This window comes from Providencia sp. UF-224, assembly GCF_058245955.1.
Genome location: NZ_JBSICC010000005.1, coordinates 231,856 through 247,950 on the forward strand (window position 1 = coordinate 231,856; position 16,095 = coordinate 247,950).

Here is a 16,095-nt window from a genome sequence, read left to right on the forward strand (position 1 = left end):
TAGATAATTAGCTATTTCTATCAGAAGTTATAGGCAATTCCAACGCGATAACGCCACTGCCATGCATCGCGGTAAGTTTTTCCATCTTTGACATATGAACCATCATCGTAAGAGACATACCCTAATTCAACATAAGGAACCCAAGTTTTATTCCCAATCCAAGATACATTTAGATTATGTGCATAATCTTTTTCTTTTCCTTTATATGCAGGGTAGTCTGTATCAAACTTATATTCAAAGTCATAACTTAATGAAACATCTTGTATTTTATAGCCTAAATAAAAATTACTCTGCCAATAATGCTGGTTATCTTTTTTCGGTTTATTGGAATTGTCAAAATGCCTTACTCCATAACGTAAACGAGTACCAACATTAAAATCATCTGTTAAGTTATAAGCAGCTTTGACACTAAATTTATAAGCCGTATCTTTATCCCCTGAATCTAAAGCAAAAGAAGGCGTTAAAACAAAATCTTTTGTCGCTTTATATTTGTAACCGACTTCAACTTCATTTCCTTTTGATGATAAATTTTCACCAAATCCACCATCTCGACTTCGCCATTTACCTTCAAGACTGAAATAAGTCCCATTTTTCATGCTGTGTCCAATTTTGACACGGTCTTCATGACGGTGTTCATCACCTAACCACTCATGGCGATAGTCTATATACGTCGCATTCGCTGCTGTGCAAAATAATAATGTAGAGATACCTAGAGTTAAATGTTTCATAAGTTCATTCCTATATAATTAATATTTATTTTGTTGTATTAAATAGTGAAAATTATTAATTCTTCTTTAAATTTTGGTTTTTTATGGTATGTCCCCTCCAGTCTAACTATCTAATTTCATATATTTTAAAAACAAAGAGTCTCAGCCTTTAAAGTAAAACCAAAAAGGAAGGTAAGGATTTTATTTTAATTAGACTCTCATTTAATTAAGTCATAATTCCAACTCAACTTTTAACAATTCAACAATATCAATTTTATTTTTTGCTTTTAATATTTTCTCTCGAAAAGATTCATGCATTAATTTGCGAGCTAATATAGAAAATATTCGCATATGTTGACTTTCATCAGAATCATTAATCGTTAACATAATAACTAATTTAACATCTACGTTATCCCCCCACGCTAATTCATTAGGTAAACGTAATACTGAAATACTACTATGTTTAACAAAAGGTGATTTACAGTGTGGAATTGCAATTGAAAACCCTAAGGCTGTACTAAATATTTCCTCTCTTTTCCATATTGCTTGCTCAACTTGCACACCAGAATTTGTTCGATGATTAATTTCTAAGTTATCTGTTAACCGTTTAATAACCTCATCCTTACTTGCCATACTTTCATCAAGTAAAATTAAGGATGGGCTCAATACAGCATATTCAATATTCGATTCATCTAAAGACTCTGATAAGTGAGATAATTTTTCTTTTTCAAATTTTAGCCAATTATCTGCATAAGCATCGGGTTCAAGTACTAACAAATCATATTTCGAGTCTAATAATATGACTTGAGCAGATTGAATCGACTCAATAGTTGGAGGTGCTACACACATTAAAGGCAGAGCAAAAGACTGTGCCAAAATAGCGGTATGGGATGTTTCTGCTCCTTGCCCCATTACAATACCTTGCAGATATTCTCCTCTTAACGCCAATAATTCGCTTGGCGTTAATACCCCTTGGCAGACAACAATTGAATCTTCTGTTAATTCAGGAAGTTGTATTTTAGTTTGAATACCAAGGTACTTTGCAATACGCAAACCTAAATCTTGAATATCTAGCTCGCGTTGGCGTAAATATTCATTACTACTTTCCCGAAATGGCAAACTCAGCTCTTCAATTGCCATTGATAATGCGGCTATCGCATTATGCGCTTCTCTGGGCTCCAATAGACACGCCTCAACATCCTCATCATCGAGTAATTGGCTCTGCGCCTCTAAAATATTTATTGCCACCTTATCAGCTTGTTCAATATCTTGAGTAAACTGCTGACGAGCACATTGCAACGCATGTGTTAACGCTGCGCCTTGCTCTGCTTGGGTACTCGAGGGCTCAGACCAGGCAATTTGTTGTAAATCAAACGATTGCACATAAACGGCCTTTCCTTTTGCAATGCCTTGACTAATACCATGACCACGAACCATTTGAGAAGTCGTTCGACTTAGGTAAACAGGAATAATGCTTTGTTCCTGCTTATCTTTTTGCGGGAATTTTTCGTCGCAATGAATAAATTCGTGTTCAATAAAGGCCTTTAATTTTGCATAAGCGAGATTTTCATCATGGCCACTAATTGTAAAATAGCATTCATCACCATGAGTAACGTCCGCCCCCACAAGTGCCAACACACTTTTGGCATTCGCTTGGCGAGTTTTACTTTGATTAAACAATATAATATCCGATTGAAAACCAACGGTATTTTGTTCAATAGCACTCGCTGGTCTTGCATGAATACCATTGGGTAACTCACAACGAAATGGTAGTGTTTGCATAATATTTTCCTTTTCTAATTAACTAATTAACCAAGACACTGGTGTACAAGGAGCTGCTTTAGCCGTATTTATGCATACCGATTCCGATAAAGTTACTTGGTGTATTTGTGTATTTGATTTTGGTTCTGAATATGTTTTAGTTTCGTTCGTTGGGTTCCACCCACGTAAAATGAGTGACTCTTGGTTCTGTGCTTTTTTTAACGTACTGAAATGTAACTCACTATCCCATGTCAGTAAGCTATAATGATTTGGGAAAACAATATTATGTGGATTCATTTTAAATTGAGACCAACCTGAGTCTAGGTAACCAAATGCAGGCAAACGCCAATGCTCAATATCGCGCCAAAGCTTCGCACTCAGGCCATCGCTTATTGGCAACACAGCAAAATGGAAATGATGCGAGCCCTGTATTTGTGACTCAGGTGACGGTAGCACCATGCCCGATGCTCTACCTGGTCGCCAAGTGAGGTTTGCTTGACCAAGCCACCCGACACTTCTCAAAAGCGTTACTCGAATAGTTTCAGTATGACTCGCAGGTATTTCGTACTCTCGAAGCCCTTCAGTAACAACACAAATACCTTTTTTATCATCATGTTGCATAACTAGACTTTGCATTGGATAAAGTGCTGTTGGTGCCTCTGTCCAGCTCTCATCTCGCCACACTTTCATTGCTGCGGGGCTATTTTCACGTTGAATTAAGCCAAATGGCTGATCTGCAAAATGAAATGCCTGTTGGACGTTCGTTGGAATTTCAACCTGAACTCGATGATCTTCGGTCGTATTATTAATCGTCACTTCAACATCTAACCATGCCTTATCATGAGGCAAAGAGACTTTCATGCTAGCGACTAAATGTGCATTAGCTCGTTTTTCTTGACGCGCAGCAGCATCTTGCGGAACAGGAATAGACCACTGGAGTACAAATGAATCCATTAAAGGTGCTCTCACACAATCACATTGTTGTAAGTGCCCATCACTATTGATTAACCAGTCGTTTTCAGGAGGCGAATAATTGTAGTTATCCCCCGCATCACCACTATCAATTAAGCGAAGAATATTCGGGTATTGTTGTTGATTACGCTTATCGATTAGCGTCAGCTGCCCTTGATTAACTTCAAGTTTTAGCCATTCATTTTCTAATGTGTTTTCTACCTGAGTATCCGTTTTAAGTTCAAAACCTGCGCTTTCACCTTCAACTAAATAAAAAGTCTGATAACCACAAGAAGGTAAGTCTTTCGCTTCAAGTAAGATCTCGCATTTGCGATACCATGTCGTTGTCGTGCTATTCGCCAACTCTTGTACAATCAATGACATATCTTGTTTTTCTTCACTAACAAGCTGCCAGAGACAAGGCTTTCCTGTATTATCTTTAATACAAAAATCATTTTCAGGTGTGTAAAGTGTAATACGAACCTGTGCATCTCTTTTGTGTGGTAACGTATTAAAAATGATGATTTTTTTACCGTCTTGCTTAGCCTCAATACCTCGCGCTAACATCTTCATATTCAGGTCAAATAATTGATTAGCGCTTTCTAAACCATCTTTTAAGCGTGCTTTCACCATGCTATTAACTCGGTCAGAGTTACATCCGCCGATACTGTCATGAGCATGTGACTGCATAGCTTTACGCCAAATATTATCAACCGCGATTTGAGGATACGGTAAACCAAGTCGCCAATTAATTGACAACAGTGGTTCTAGTTGCTGGCTAACAAATTGCTCTAACTTTGCATTTAATAATTTGATGTCCATGCGAGTCGAAAAAATACCACGATGAACACGCATATATTTCGGACTCAGTAGTTCCCCTTCAAACTCAGGCAATGTAGTGCTATTAGCTTTAATTTCATCAAAAAACTGACTAAAACTGCTTTTGACAAAATAATATTCATTTTGTGTTTTATTGAGCTGCTCAAGCATCGCTGGCACAGCATATTCAAATGGCGATTGGTCATTCCCATTTGGTAATAATATTTGGTCTGAATGAGCAAAACGCGCCTGTTTTTCTAAAATTGCAGGTAAAACCGTTAATGCTTTTTCTGGATTATCGGGCAACCATTTTGCACAACCGTAACCCCAAGGTAATACTGCGGTAATAACTTGATGACCAGATTTTGCTTTCCAAATAAATTCACTACTTGCAATATCATGCTCACACCAGCCACGCCATACAACCGCATTTTCAATGCCAAACTCTTGCAAAAACATAGGGAGCTGTGCACTTTGCCCAAATGAATCAGGCACATATCCCACAGGCATATAATTTCCCCATAGTGCACAATCTGCTTTACCCAACAGTAAATTTCGCGTGATGGACTCAGCGCCTACCACTAAAAAGTCCGTTTGTGTGTACCAAGGCCCAATTAAAATCCGTCCTTGTTTAATTAATTGTTGTAAACATTGACGCTGTTCCGGTGCTACCTGTAAATAATCTTCCAACACCACGGTTTGCCCATCTAATATAAATGGCCCAAGAGAAGGATCTTCTTGTAAGTGTTTAATTAAGTCATTCATAAAATAATAAAGAACAATTTTGGAATCATTCTCAGTGAAATACCATTCACGATCCCAATGTGTATGTTGAATTAAATGTACAGTTTTCATGATGTAACCTTTAAATAATTTTGACCGAACGAACCCGTCACGTTATTCGCGATAATTAACACTACCTAATTAAGAATATAAATATTCAGCTAACGTCCGACTTTAAATTTAGGTGCAGGTGCTTCTGCTTTTTTAGCTTCTATCGTTTCGTTTCCACGAAATATTAATAAAGAACCAATGGTGATAATTGCAGAACCAACAGCTACAGATAATATATATATTGGCCATTTATCTACGGCTAACCACCCATAAAAACCCGAAATTGGAGCATGATTTATTGCCCCTAATCCCACAGCCATCGCAGCTCCCGTTGCCGCACCTATGATATTGATAATAATGATTTTGGGATTTGCTAATGCAAAAGGTATTGCGCCTTCTGAAACACCAATGAGTCCCATGAGTGTTGAGGCTTTCCCCGCCTCTCGTAAAGACTCAGGGAAACGCTTAGCCCAAATAAGCGTTGCTAGACCAATGCCAATCGGTGGAATAATAATTGCAACCTGTGCTGCCGTATTTGGCTCATAAATTTCTGACGCTAATAATGCCATTGCTGTCGTTACCGCCGCTTTATTAACGGGGCCACCAAGGTCAAAACCGACCATCGCACCGATCACTGCGGCTAAAATAACCTTATTTGAACCCGACATAGATAGAAGCCATTGCTCCATGCCATGATTGAGTGCTGCTAATGGAGCGCCTATCACAAATGCCATAATAATGCAGGTTAGTAGTGTACCGCCGACGGGCAAAATAAAGATAGGCCCTGCGGACGCAAGCGATTTGGGTAATTTGGTGTATTTGGCTAGCAGGCGAACGATATAACCTGCAATAAATCCAGCAGCCAACGCACCTAAAAACCCCGTCCCTAAATTGCTAGCCAATAAACCGCCAACCATTCCCGGCGCTAATCCAGGCTTATTCGCAATAGCAAAGCTAATATACCCTGCAACAATGGGTAACATGAGAGATAAGGCTAATCCACCGAACCCATCAAATTTGTGCAACATTTGCACCATAACATTTGTCGCTTCAAGATGACTAGCATCCCAAATATTATCAATACCATAGAGTGATGCACCAATACGCGATATCCCCATTATCACTGCACCAGCAATAACAAATGGCAGCATCCATGATACGCCCGTCATAATGGCATTTTTAATTTCCGTACCAACGCCTAATTTAGACCCACCACTAAACTGCCCCATTCTTCATTTCCTCCTCAATTGCATCAATAATTGCATCGCCATACTTGATCGGGTCTGCAACACTGCATTCAAGCTTAATCATTCCATCAAATCGTTCCTTATTAATTACTGCAACATCTGCGGCTAAAATAACTGCGTCTGCGCGTGCTAAGTCCTCGCTCGTAATTTCATTTTCAATCCCCATGCTTCCTTGGGTCTCAACTTTAATTTCGTGGCCTCGTTTTTTTCCAACAATATCTAACGATTCTGCAGCCATATAGGTATGAGCGACACCGGTAGGACAAGCTGCGACACAGACAATAAACATAAAAACTCCTTAAGAATTTAATTCAGGTAATAAAAAAAGCACAATGGCGAAAACGCGCATTGTGCTTTTAAAAGGCAATAAAAATAAGTGAGCCATATTTCCAGGCGCACCACTAGAGTGACGACAAGTCATCAAGTGACGTAAACTCGAAATAAGGAATAAAAACAATAACTCATAACGCTTGAGAATGCTTAATGCTATCATTGGCTTCGCGCAAGATTTTCTTTCTAATTTACTCGGTTCGCTATCAAATACAGCGGTATAAAGCTTCTGTGCACTTAACCATAACTGTGACCAATTGACAGAAAAATCATTTTCAAATTGATCAACCTGCTCTGATTCATCTTTTTCTAAAGAGGACACCGGAACGAACCAGCAAATTTTGCTCAATAAAGCCTTAACTCTGCCATCACACGAAAGCAAAATTAAAAAGCAGGCTTTAAAAAATGAAGCAAAATGCAAAGTCATCATGTTCCCCTTTAGAAATTAGCATCATTCTAAACTTATAAAATAAAGAATTACTGTGATTCCACCCTCATTTATTAAATTGGATTGATATTTAATCTAAAAAAGTATTTTTTATTTTTTTGATTGCCAATAAAAAATTGATTAATAAGTACTTAGCAACAATATAAACTATATTTTTTATTTTAAAAAAATTTTTATTAAAATAACAATCAGAATAACAAACTAAATATTCAAAAATAATCAGTGCAATTAATCCAGAAATTTATATTGATTCAATAAATCTTCATTTCATATAATTTTATATAAAACACGTTTCCATTAACTGCCTTTAATAAGGGAATTACCGTGAAACGTTAAATTCAAACAGTAAATAATTTAAGATAGGTCGGGATAATTGTTTTCTATGAACTGTCATTTCAATTATTTTGGCAATAAGCTTTGAATATGTATGGAAGCAATAATGACGCCATTGAACTGGTTACTTATTAAGCGCACCATACTAATTTCAGCACTTTAGCAAGCCACTAACCTTGCATCATTGAAAATTTTTCCTAAACATGACACCCAATTTAAGCTGGCAAAAACGATAATTCTTAGTCATTCGTAAAATCAGTGAGCTGCTGACCACTTTCCTTAAAACAGTGAGGTGCTTTGCTTGATGTCAGTCATGAGAATGTGTAAACAGTGATTTTATCGCTTGCTGTATCGATTCAATTCGAGTTAAATTTAGTGTATCGAAAAAGTTTATCAACCTAGAAAACAAATCACACTCAGGGTGTAAAATTTGTTTTTCACATCGATAGGGAGAAAACGCAAGTTGCTACTAGCGTTCAAGTTGACTATCCCTATAATGTAGGTCAGCAACAATTCATTTCTAATTAGAATGTACTGATAGGAGTTTTAGCTATGGCTGTAACTAAACTGGTTTTAGTAAGACACGGTGAAAGTGAGTGGAACAAAGAAAACCGCTTCACAGGTTGGACGGATGTTGAGTTATCGGATAAAGGCCGCGAAGAAGCAAAAGTTGCGGGCCAATTACTGAAAGATGAAGGCTTTGTCTTTGATTTTGCATACACTTCTGTTCTAAAACGTGCTATCCACACCCTGTGGAACATTCTTGATCAAGTTGAACAGCAATGGCTGCCAGTTGAAAAAAGCTGGAAACTGAATGAGCGCCACTACGGTGCCCTGCAAGGTTTAGACAAATCAGAAACTGCGGCAAAATACGGTGACGAGCAAGTGAAACTGTGGCGTCGTGGTTTCGCAATCACCCCACCAGATCTGACTAAAGATGATGAGCGTTACCCTGGTCACGACCCACGCTATGCAAAATTATCAGAAAGCGAATTACCTGTAACTGAAAGCTTAGCAACCACTATCGACCGTGTTGTTCCTTATTGGGAAGAAGTGATTAAGCCACGTGTTGCAAGCGGTGAGAAAGTCATCATTGCTGCACACGGTAACTCACTGCGTGCGCTAGTGAAATACTTGGATAACATGGGCGAAGATGAAATTCTGAACCTGAACATCCCAACAGCGGTACCGATGGTTTATGAATTCGATGAAAACATGAAACCAATCAAACGTTACTACTTAGGTAACCAAGACGAAATCGCTGCAAAACAAGCTGCGGTAGCGAACCAAGGTAAAGCGAAGTAAGTATTCACTCTATTTTGCTAATAAAAGGTTAAGCGAAAGCTTAGCCTTTTTTATTGCCCATAATTCTCCTCTTCATAAAAAACACGAACTCGAGGTGTCAGAAAACCCAATAACCGACTATCATAGGGAAAATTTTTTGAAAGGTTGATAAAACAACGAAATGAATAAATTTAATATCTATGTTTGGGTAGGTTTAGTCCTCAGCGCCAGTATTTTGGGCTCGCTTCTGTACATGATCAATGCAGGGGAACTGGTTATAGATGGCTCAAATGGCGCGGCTAATCATGAGCTCATGAAAACCCTAATGATCATTGCTTGTGTTAGCTTTCCAATTCAAATTGTCAGCATGATGGTGCTGGCCTATAAGCCTAAACTTTCTATCGCTTTAGCAATTATCAGTAGCGTTGCATTGATGCCAATTACCATTGTATTTGCTATGGGAATGATTTTTTCGGCTACTCGCTGGCGTTATCGCCAATTAGAGCCGTTTGATACTAGCCTCAATATCGGTTTTACACAAAAAATTGAATTTAACAAACGCAATAACCGTATTGTCGTGATTTCCCTTGGTATTATCAGTATTGCCTTTATTTTACTGAGCCAAAGTTTAGGCATGTTTTTGTTTGTTCTGACCATTTTCCTTGGTTACTTTGGTAAAAAAGCCAGTGATAACCTCTATTTAGCCGTTAAAGATGCCCAGTTTTATATTCGCCCAAATATTTTTGCGCATTGCTACCGCATTCCACTAAAAGATGTCACTTATGTGAAAGGTGAGAAAGGGAAAGTGTTCTTTGACGTTCAAATGCCAGAGGGTGTTTTGCAATTAACGGCAACCCCAGCAAATGCAACACCAGAAGAAAAAGAGAAGCTTGAGGCTTTTCTAAACCATATTCCAAAATAATTTTTGCGAATCCCCCTACCAACCACTTAACTGGCAGGGGTTTAACTAAGTTTAAATTATACTATTTGTTTATTTGAAAAGAAAAAGTCTGTAATTGCGCTTCCTATTTTTTTATTTTTTACTATTGTATTCAAACTTACTACCTGAGAGCTCGCTATTAAATTCGTTAATATATCTAGCTGACTATTATCCAATGCTTTAATTTCATTTAGTTCAGGGGAGGTTTTTTTAGTCATTTTATTTTTAATTACGCTCTCTACCATTTCAATAAACTTTAAATATTCTTTATTTTTATTTTCATAATAAAGAACATCTATTTTCACCAACTTAATATCATCATCTGACAAACCATGTGATTTATTATTTAACATTTCATTTTTAGCTTCAATAAAGCCTTCACATATACCTTTCATCTCTTTTACGTAGTCAGAATGTTTAATATAATCTTTTCCATCATAAACACCTTGAATTTCAAATAACTCAACCGTCTCCATCATATCATCAATAATATTTCCTATGCCTTTAAGCTCATGATTAAGTTGGCGAGTTTCTCCTTCCAATGCTTGCATATCTTTATTATTTTCAGTGCTTAACCTTCTTCTAAGTCTCTGTACATAAGGATTATATCTTGGATAATCAATAGGTATCGATTTGATATCCTTATGGAAATCCTTCAATAATTCGTAGTTACTACGTGTTCTATCTTTGAGATAAGACTCAAATCCTTTTTGAAATATCTCAAATTTTGAATTTATATCACCTATCTTTTTTTTATATTGATTAATGGCATAAGTGTATTCCAATGTTTCAGTTTTAGGTGATAAAACAAAGTTACTGAGCAAATTAGCAGGTGAATAAGACTTAAAATATACCGATGTTTTTTCGATATATTCCTTTTTGAGATTCAATAAAAAATCCATTTTCTCTTTAAGATAATGACTATCGTCAATTAGCTTAACTTGATAGTTTATATCACTGTTATTCATTTAAGTCCCTTTAAACCATGTTGGTTGGTGTAATAAAAATTCAATTAGATTAATTTAAAAAATACAGATAAAAATTATAAAATGTGAAAGATGAAAATATACCAAATAAAAACCAAAAACAAATTTAGTTTTAAGATAAATAATATTGAAATTATTAATTTTTCAAATAATATTTAACCTATAAATTAAAAGGCACAAATAAAAAAGCCAATTCGTTTATGAATTGGCTTTTTAGATATAAATATATTTATTTATTGCGACGAGCAATCACCGCATCGGATAATTGGCGTAACACTTTTTCAGTATCTGCCCAGCCAATGCACGCATCAGTGACACTTTTACCGTACACTAATGGTTCACCTGACTCTAAGTTTTGGTTACCTTCAACCAAATTACTTTCAATCATAATACCCGTAATTGAGCGGTCGCCATTGCTAATTTGTTCGCTAACATCCGTCGCCACTTCTATTTGCTTTTCGAATTTTTTACAGCTATTAGCATGGCTAAAATCAATCATAATGCTTGGCACTAAACCTGCTTTTTCTAAGCCTTCACGCACTTCTTTCACGTGTTTAGCGCTGTAATTTGGCTCTTTACCACCACGTAAGATAATATGGCAATCAGGGTTACCGCCTGTGTTGACGATGGCTGAATGCCCCCATTTAGTCACAGATAAGAAACAGTGAGCGGAACGCGCAGAGTTAATCGCATCAATGGCAATTTTAATTGTGCCATCTGTCCCATTTTTAAAACCAACAGGGCAAGACAGACCTGACGCTAATTCGCGGTGAATTTGTGACTCAGTCGTACGAGCGCCAATTGCGCCCCAGCTCATTAAGTCAGCAACATATTGTGGGCTAATCACATCCAAAAACTCACCTGCAGTTGGTAAGCCTTGGTTATTAATCGTTAATAATAATTCACGCGCAATACGCAAGCCTTCGTTGATATCAAAGCTATGATCCATACGAGGGTCATTAATTAAGCCTTTCCAACCAACCGTTGTACGTGGTTTTTCAAAATAGACTCGCATAACGATTTCTAACGAATCTTTTAATTCTTCACGTAACGGAGCTAAACGTTCCGCATACTCAAGTGCAGCTTTGGTGTCATGAATCGAACATGGGCCAATCACCACCACAAGGCGGTCATCTTTACCCGCTAAAATATTATGAATAGCAAGGCGTGCTTCATGAACGGTAAACGCAGCTTTATCGGTTGCTGGAAATTTTTCAAGCAGAGCAATAGGAGGTAATAATTCTTTTATTTGTTTTATTCTGACGTCATCGTTCTGATAGTTCATACCTGTATATCCAATGTTTATTATTTTTTACTGTTGTTGATTTGCATACCTTTTTTATCTCAAGTTAGCGCGCAAAAATCGCCTGTAAGTTCCCTCAACGCGCTTTAAAGATGAATTGATAACTTAAAAGATAATCGGCATCGAATTTTTAATCTAACCGTTCAGCGAACATCTGTAAACAGCCAAACGCGCGCAGAAATAAGGGGTTTATTTAGGGCTGATTATAAAATGAGGTGAAATAGCGATATTCAGCACAATAAATAGGCTAAATTCACATTTTGTAGTGTTAAAAATAAGTAAAACGGCTAAATAACGAGGATGTTACTTTAGCCGTTTTCTGTTTTTTTTGAGTCTATGGGCGAGACAAAGGCGCTGAGCCATTCTCTTTTGCTGATTTTATCCAAAGTCGAGAGCCATTCAAGGCGATACCCAGCAAAATCAGATATTCCAACGACATTGCATATACCCCTTGGATAAAGAAAATCACAATGCTTATCACATTGATGATCACCCAAAGCAGCCAGTTTTCTACGTATTTGCGCGTCATTAAAATCATCGCAACTACAGAAAGGATCGTCATGGCGGAATCCCAGAATGGGAATGCATCAGGCTCTATGGTTGGCATCGCTAAATTGGCACCAAACATATTCAAGATCTCAACAGCCCAAGTCGCAAGAACGCCAAATACCGCATCAATGTTAAAAGTAAGATAGAGCACCGCTAATACGGAAATGACTAGCGTGACAGAGGCTTTCGGTAAACTTAACCAGCGAATTTTTAATTCCGCTTGTTGAGAGCTGCTCACACGGCTCCATGCATACCAACCATAGATATTAGCAACAAAGAAAAATATCTGTAAAAGTAAGTTTGCATACAATTGAATCTGAAAGAAAATAACGGCAAACAGAGAAACGTTGATTAAACCAAACAGGTAATTAATCGTTTTTTCTAAACTTGCCAGTAAAATGCAAAGCAAGCCCGCGATTGTCCCCACGGCCTCAATATACGATAAATCATACACTGAACCCCAAAGCGGGATCTGCACTAATGTATTGGCTGTACTAAAGAAATCCATCCCGAAACCCTTTTAATGTTAGTCAATGTTGTATTGCTCAGTACTTCATTTAATGACACGGTTATTTTTATTTTAGACCCTGTGCAAAATCTAGCATTTTATTCAGTGGTAATAACGCTTTTTTACGTAAATCATCACTGACATGAATTTGATGGTTATTAGCGTTCCCTTCTAATGCCTCTGCAATCGCTTTTAAGCCGTTCATTGCCATCCAAGGACAATGGGCACAAGTTCGGCAGGTTGCCCCCTCTCCTGCTGTAGGCGCAATGTATAAAGCCTTTTCTGGGCAGGCTTGCTGCATTTTATAGAAAATACCTTTATCCGTTGCCACAATCATCGATGGATTCGGCAAACTTTGTGCTGCTTTAATTAATTGGCTTGTGGACCCCACTGCATCAGCAAGCTCGACAATAGCTTGAGGAGATTCAGGGTGAACCAACACCGCAGCTTCAGGGTAAAGCGCTTTCATTTTTTCTAAAGACTGCGTTTTAAATTCATCGTGTACAATACACGCCCCTTCCCAGCACAAAATATCTGCGCCAGTTTGTTGCTGTACATAGCGTCCAAGATGGCGGTCAGGGGCCCAAATGATTTTCTCTCCGAGGCTATCTAAGTACTCGATTAATTCAACAGCAATACTGGATGTGACGACCCAATCCGCTCGTGCTTTTACCGCCGCGGATGTATTGGCATACACGACCACTGTTCTATCGGGATGCGCATCGCAAAAGCGAATAAATTCCTCTTCTGGGCAACCTAAATCAAGGGAGCATTGCGCATCTAGTGTAGGCATTAGGACGTTTTTTTCTGGGCTAAGTATTTTGGCCGTTTCGCCCATAAATTTCACCCCAGCAACGACCAATGTTGATGCTGGATGCTTGGCGCCAAAACGCGCCATTTCGAGTGAGTCTGCGACACACCCGCCAGTTTCTTCTGCCAATGCTTGAATTTCAGGATCGGTGTAGTAATGTGCAACGATAACCGCATTTTTTTCAATCAGCAGAGATTTAATTTGTTCGCGATAAAACACTTTCTCATCCGAGCTTAATAGCGCAGGTTTGGGTGGAAATGGGTAAACTGACTGTTCAAAATCGATAAACACGCTCATTTCTTGCCTCTGTTTAGCATAAAGCGATTTTAAGGCTTATTTTAAGCTTAAAATCACAAAATAAAGCAACTTTTGTTTTATATACTAAACAAGATACTCCACTTTGCTTAATAAGTCTCCACTCATTTTATTTATTGAGACGTATTTTCAGACATTCTTTTCGCTTTTCGATTCTTTTTACGCTTGAAGCTTCGCTTTTACTGCACTTTATCGGTATCTTAGCGCATCCTGTTATATTAAATGGGCCAGTTATGGAATCACCTGCATCGTTAATAAATAAAATAATTTCTATTTCACTACTCGACCCGAGAATTGAAGCCGTGGTACTAACCGGTTCACGTGGTCGTGAGCAAGATATCGACCATTATTCTGATATTGATATTGAATTAATCGGCTATGGCGTCACAGAACTCTTTCAACAAAAGCACTGGATTGATAACTTTGGCAAACCATTAGCCGCGCTCCACTTACTAAACTTAGAAGATGATGCGCCAGATTGGCCAACGTGTTTAGTTATCTACGAAGAAGGCCGTAAAGTAGATTTCACCTTTGCAGAACCTGAACGTCTAGAAAAAATGAAGCGTGAAGGCCTAGACGCCACATTCTCACGGGGTTTTGCTGTTTTATTAGATAAAACGGGGATCACCGATGGTCTGCCTGAGGATGCCAATTCAACATCGCTGCTACCTACGCCTTTAAGCACTTCTGAATTTGCAGACATTGTTACCGATTTTTGGCATGAAGCCCATCAAGTGGCGATTGCATTAACCCGCGATGAGTTATGGGTGGCCTGGTCACGAAGCGCAGATATGAAACAGTATTTTCTAACGCTGATTGAAGGTCTTGTTTCCCTTCAAGGTCATCATGTTTGGTATAAAGGCCGTAAATACCATGAATGGATGCCACAGAAATATGTTCAAGCGCTAGAAACCATTTTTAATTGCGGCACAGCAGAGAAAGCAGCGTTGTCATTACAGTGTTTAATGCAATGCTTTGCCGAAGTCAGTACCGATCTCGCCAACCTACAAGGTTATGACGATATGCATGATATGGCTGAAAAAATGCAAGAATTAGTGATTGGTTTTTTACAGGATAACGGACTGCTACCTGAAGGATTGTAATTTATAAATAATGAGCAGCAAGGGAATGCTGTTTTTTGATTTGCTCGATGTTTCTGAACCTGCAACCAGCTTGTCGAGGTTTTGCTAACCGACTGAGTTTTACTTGATTAGGTATTGGGATTAGCTGAGATGGTGGGTCGTGCAGGATTTAAATTCTGCGAATTTAGCCTTCGGCCTGAACCTGCAACCAGCTTATCGAGGTATGGCTAACCGACTGAGTATTTACTTGATTGAGTATTGAGATGGTGGGTCGTGCAGGATTTAAATTCTACGAATTTAGCCTTCGGCCTGAACCTGCAACCAGCTTATCGAGGCATTGATAACCGAGTGAGTTTTACTTGATTAGGTATTGGGATTAGCTGAGATGGTGGGTCGTGCAGGATTTAAATTCTGCGAATTTAGCCTTCGGCCTAAACCTGCAACCAGCTTATCGAGGTATGGCTAACCGACTGAGTATTTACGTGATTGGGTATTGAGATGGAGGGTCGTGCAGGATTTAAATTCTGCGAATTTAGCCTTCGGCCTGAACCTGCAACCAGCTTATCGAGGTTTTGCTAACCGACTGAGTTTTACTTGATTGGGTATTGGGATTAGCTGAGATGGTGGGTCGTGCAGGATTTAAATTCTGCGAATTTAGCCTTCGGCCTGAACCTGCAACCAGCTTGTCGAGGTATTGATAACCGACTGAGTTTTACTTGATTGGGTATTGAGATGGTGGGTCGTGCAGGATTTAAATTCTACGAATTTAGCCTTCGGCCTGAACCTGCAACCAGCTTGTCGAGGTTTTGCTAACCGACTGAGTTTTACTTGATTGGGTATTGAGATGGTGGGTCGTGCAGGATTTAAATTCTACGAATTTAGCCTTC

Annotated in this window: 13 protein-coding genes; 3 read left to right on the forward strand and 10 right to left on the reverse strand. The window is 38.4% G+C overall.

Going from position 1 to position 16,095, the window contains the following annotated elements; all coding sequences use genetic code 11:
- Positions 1 to 20 precede the first annotated feature (20 nt).
- The 6 genes from AC4IFO_RS07620 to AC4IFO_RS07645 form a co-directional block, all read right to left on the reverse strand.
- The gene (locus tag AC4IFO_RS07620) at positions 21 to 728 is read right to left on the reverse strand and encodes an oligogalacturonate-specific porin KdgM family protein (protein WP_490733205.1); all 708 of its coding nucleotides are present in this window, start codon (positions 726 to 728) and stop codon (positions 21 to 23) included.
- Positions 729 to 938: 210 nt separating this feature from the next.
- Complete coding sequence (locus AC4IFO_RS07625; protein WP_490733207.1) at positions 939 to 2,489, reverse strand: fructose PTS transporter subunit IIA; 1,551 nt, start codon at positions 2,487 to 2,489, stop codon at positions 939 to 941.
- 18 nt (positions 2,490 to 2,507) lie between these two features.
- Entirely contained in the window at positions 2,508 to 5,093 is a 2,586-nt protein-coding gene (locus AC4IFO_RS07630) for a glycoside hydrolase family 38 N-terminal domain-containing protein (protein ID WP_490733209.1), read from the reverse strand.
- A gap of 89 nt (positions 5,094 to 5,182) precedes the next feature.
- Positions 5,183 to 6,301, reverse strand: coding sequence for a PTS fructose transporter subunit IIC (locus AC4IFO_RS07635; RefSeq protein ID WP_490733211.1), 1,119 nt, complete (start codon positions 6,299 to 6,301; stop codon positions 5,183 to 5,185).
- The gene (locus AC4IFO_RS07640; protein ID WP_219244283.1) at positions 6,288 to 6,608 is read right to left on the reverse strand and encodes a PTS fructose transporter subunit IIB; all 321 of its coding nucleotides are present in this window, start codon (positions 6,606 to 6,608) and stop codon (positions 6,288 to 6,290) included. The genes AC4IFO_RS07635 and AC4IFO_RS07640 overlap by 14 nt, the downstream gene beginning before the upstream one ends.
- Positions 6,609 to 6,617: 9 nt before the next feature.
- On the reverse strand, positions 6,618 to 7,079 hold the full coding sequence (locus AC4IFO_RS07645) for a hypothetical protein (RefSeq protein ID WP_490733214.1): 462 nt from the start codon (positions 7,077 to 7,079) through the stop codon (positions 6,618 to 6,620).
- Between the two features lie 903 nt (positions 7,080 to 7,982).
- Here AC4IFO_RS07645 and gpmA point away from each other — a divergent pair.
- Positions 7,983 to 8,735 (forward strand): 2,3-diphosphoglycerate-dependent phosphoglycerate mutase, encoded by a 753-nt coding sequence (gpmA, locus tag AC4IFO_RS07650; RefSeq protein ID WP_206085318.1) that lies wholly within the window; start codon positions 7,983 to 7,985, stop codon positions 8,733 to 8,735.
- A 160-nt stretch (positions 8,736 to 8,895) separates the two neighbouring features.
- Complete coding sequence (locus AC4IFO_RS07655) at positions 8,896 to 9,636, forward strand: hypothetical protein (protein ID WP_490733216.1); 741 nt, start codon at positions 8,896 to 8,898, stop codon at positions 9,634 to 9,636.
- A gap of 56 nt (positions 9,637 to 9,692) precedes the next feature.
- Here the strand turns inward: AC4IFO_RS07655 and AC4IFO_RS07660 are convergent, their stop codons facing one another.
- From AC4IFO_RS07660 to nadA, 4 genes are all read right to left on the reverse strand, one after another.
- Positions 9,693 to 10,622 carry a hypothetical protein gene (locus tag AC4IFO_RS07660; RefSeq protein WP_490733218.1) on the reverse strand — a complete coding sequence of 310 codons (930 nt, stop codon included), beginning with the start codon at positions 10,620 to 10,622 and terminating at the stop codon, positions 9,693 to 9,695.
- Positions 10,623 to 10,869: 247 nt separating this feature from the next.
- Entirely contained in the window at positions 10,870 to 11,925 is a 1,056-nt protein-coding gene (aroG, locus tag AC4IFO_RS07665) for a 3-deoxy-7-phosphoheptulonate synthase AroG (RefSeq protein ID WP_490733220.1), read from the reverse strand.
- A 352-nt stretch (positions 11,926 to 12,277) separates the two neighbouring features.
- Positions 12,278 to 13,000 carry a nicotinamide riboside transporter PnuC gene (gene pnuC, locus AC4IFO_RS07670; protein WP_490733222.1) on the reverse strand — a complete coding sequence of 241 codons (723 nt, stop codon included), beginning with the start codon at positions 12,998 to 13,000 and terminating at the stop codon, positions 12,278 to 12,280.
- Positions 13,001 to 13,067: 67 nt separating this feature from the next.
- A complete protein-coding gene (gene nadA / locus AC4IFO_RS07675) occupies positions 13,068 to 14,108 on the reverse strand; it encodes a quinolinate synthase NadA (protein ID WP_490733224.1) in 1,041 nt (346 codons plus the stop codon).
- 251 nt (positions 14,109 to 14,359) lie between these two features.
- On the opposite strand from nadA, the gene AC4IFO_RS07680 reads away from it, so the two are divergent.
- Positions 14,360 to 15,229 carry an aminoglycoside 6-adenylyltransferase gene (locus tag AC4IFO_RS07680; RefSeq protein WP_490733226.1) on the forward strand — a complete coding sequence of 290 codons (870 nt, stop codon included), beginning with the start codon at positions 14,360 to 14,362 and terminating at the stop codon, positions 15,227 to 15,229.
- The last annotated feature ends 866 nt before the right edge of the window (positions 15,230 to 16,095 follow it).

Coding starts and splice junctions, on each gene's coding strand:
- AC4IFO_RS07620 (WP_490733205.1), bottom strand. CDS start 728: ATGAAACATTTAACTCTAGGTATCTCTACATTATTATTTTGCACAGCA.
- AC4IFO_RS07625 (WP_490733207.1), bottom strand. CDS start 2,489: ATGCAAACACTACCATTTCGTTGTGAGTTACCCAATGGTATTCATGCA.
- AC4IFO_RS07630 (WP_490733209.1), bottom strand. CDS start 5,093: ATGAAAACTGTACATTTAATTCAACATACACATTGGGATCGTGAATGG.
- AC4IFO_RS07635 (WP_490733211.1), bottom strand. CDS start 6,301: ATGGGGCAGTTTAGTGGTGGGTCTAAATTAGGCGTTGGTACGGAAATT.
- AC4IFO_RS07640 (WP_219244283.1), bottom strand. CDS start 6,608: ATGTTTATTGTCTGTGTCGCAGCTTGTCCTACCGGTGTCGCTCATACC.
- AC4IFO_RS07645 (WP_490733214.1), bottom strand. CDS start 7,079: ATGATGACTTTGCATTTTGCTTCATTTTTTAAAGCCTGCTTTTTAATT.
- gpmA (WP_206085318.1), top strand. CDS start 7,983: ATGGCTGTAACTAAACTGGTTTTAGTAAGACACGGTGAAAGTGAGTGG.
- AC4IFO_RS07655 (WP_490733216.1), top strand. CDS start 8,896: ATGAATAAATTTAATATCTATGTTTGGGTAGGTTTAGTCCTCAGCGCC.
- AC4IFO_RS07660 (WP_490733218.1), bottom strand. CDS start 10,622: ATGAATAACAGTGATATAAACTATCAAGTTAAGCTAATTGACGATAGT.
- aroG (WP_490733220.1), bottom strand. CDS start 11,925: ATGAACTATCAGAACGATGACGTCAGAATAAAACAAATAAAAGAATTA.
- pnuC (WP_490733222.1), bottom strand. CDS start 13,000: ATGGATTTCTTTAGTACAGCCAATACATTAGTGCAGATCCCGCTTTGG.
- nadA (WP_490733224.1), bottom strand. CDS start 14,108: ATGAGCGTGTTTATCGATTTTGAACAGTCAGTTTACCCATTTCCACCC.
- AC4IFO_RS07680 (WP_490733226.1), top strand. CDS start 14,360: ATGGAATCACCTGCATCGTTAATAAATAAAATAATTTCTATTTCACTA.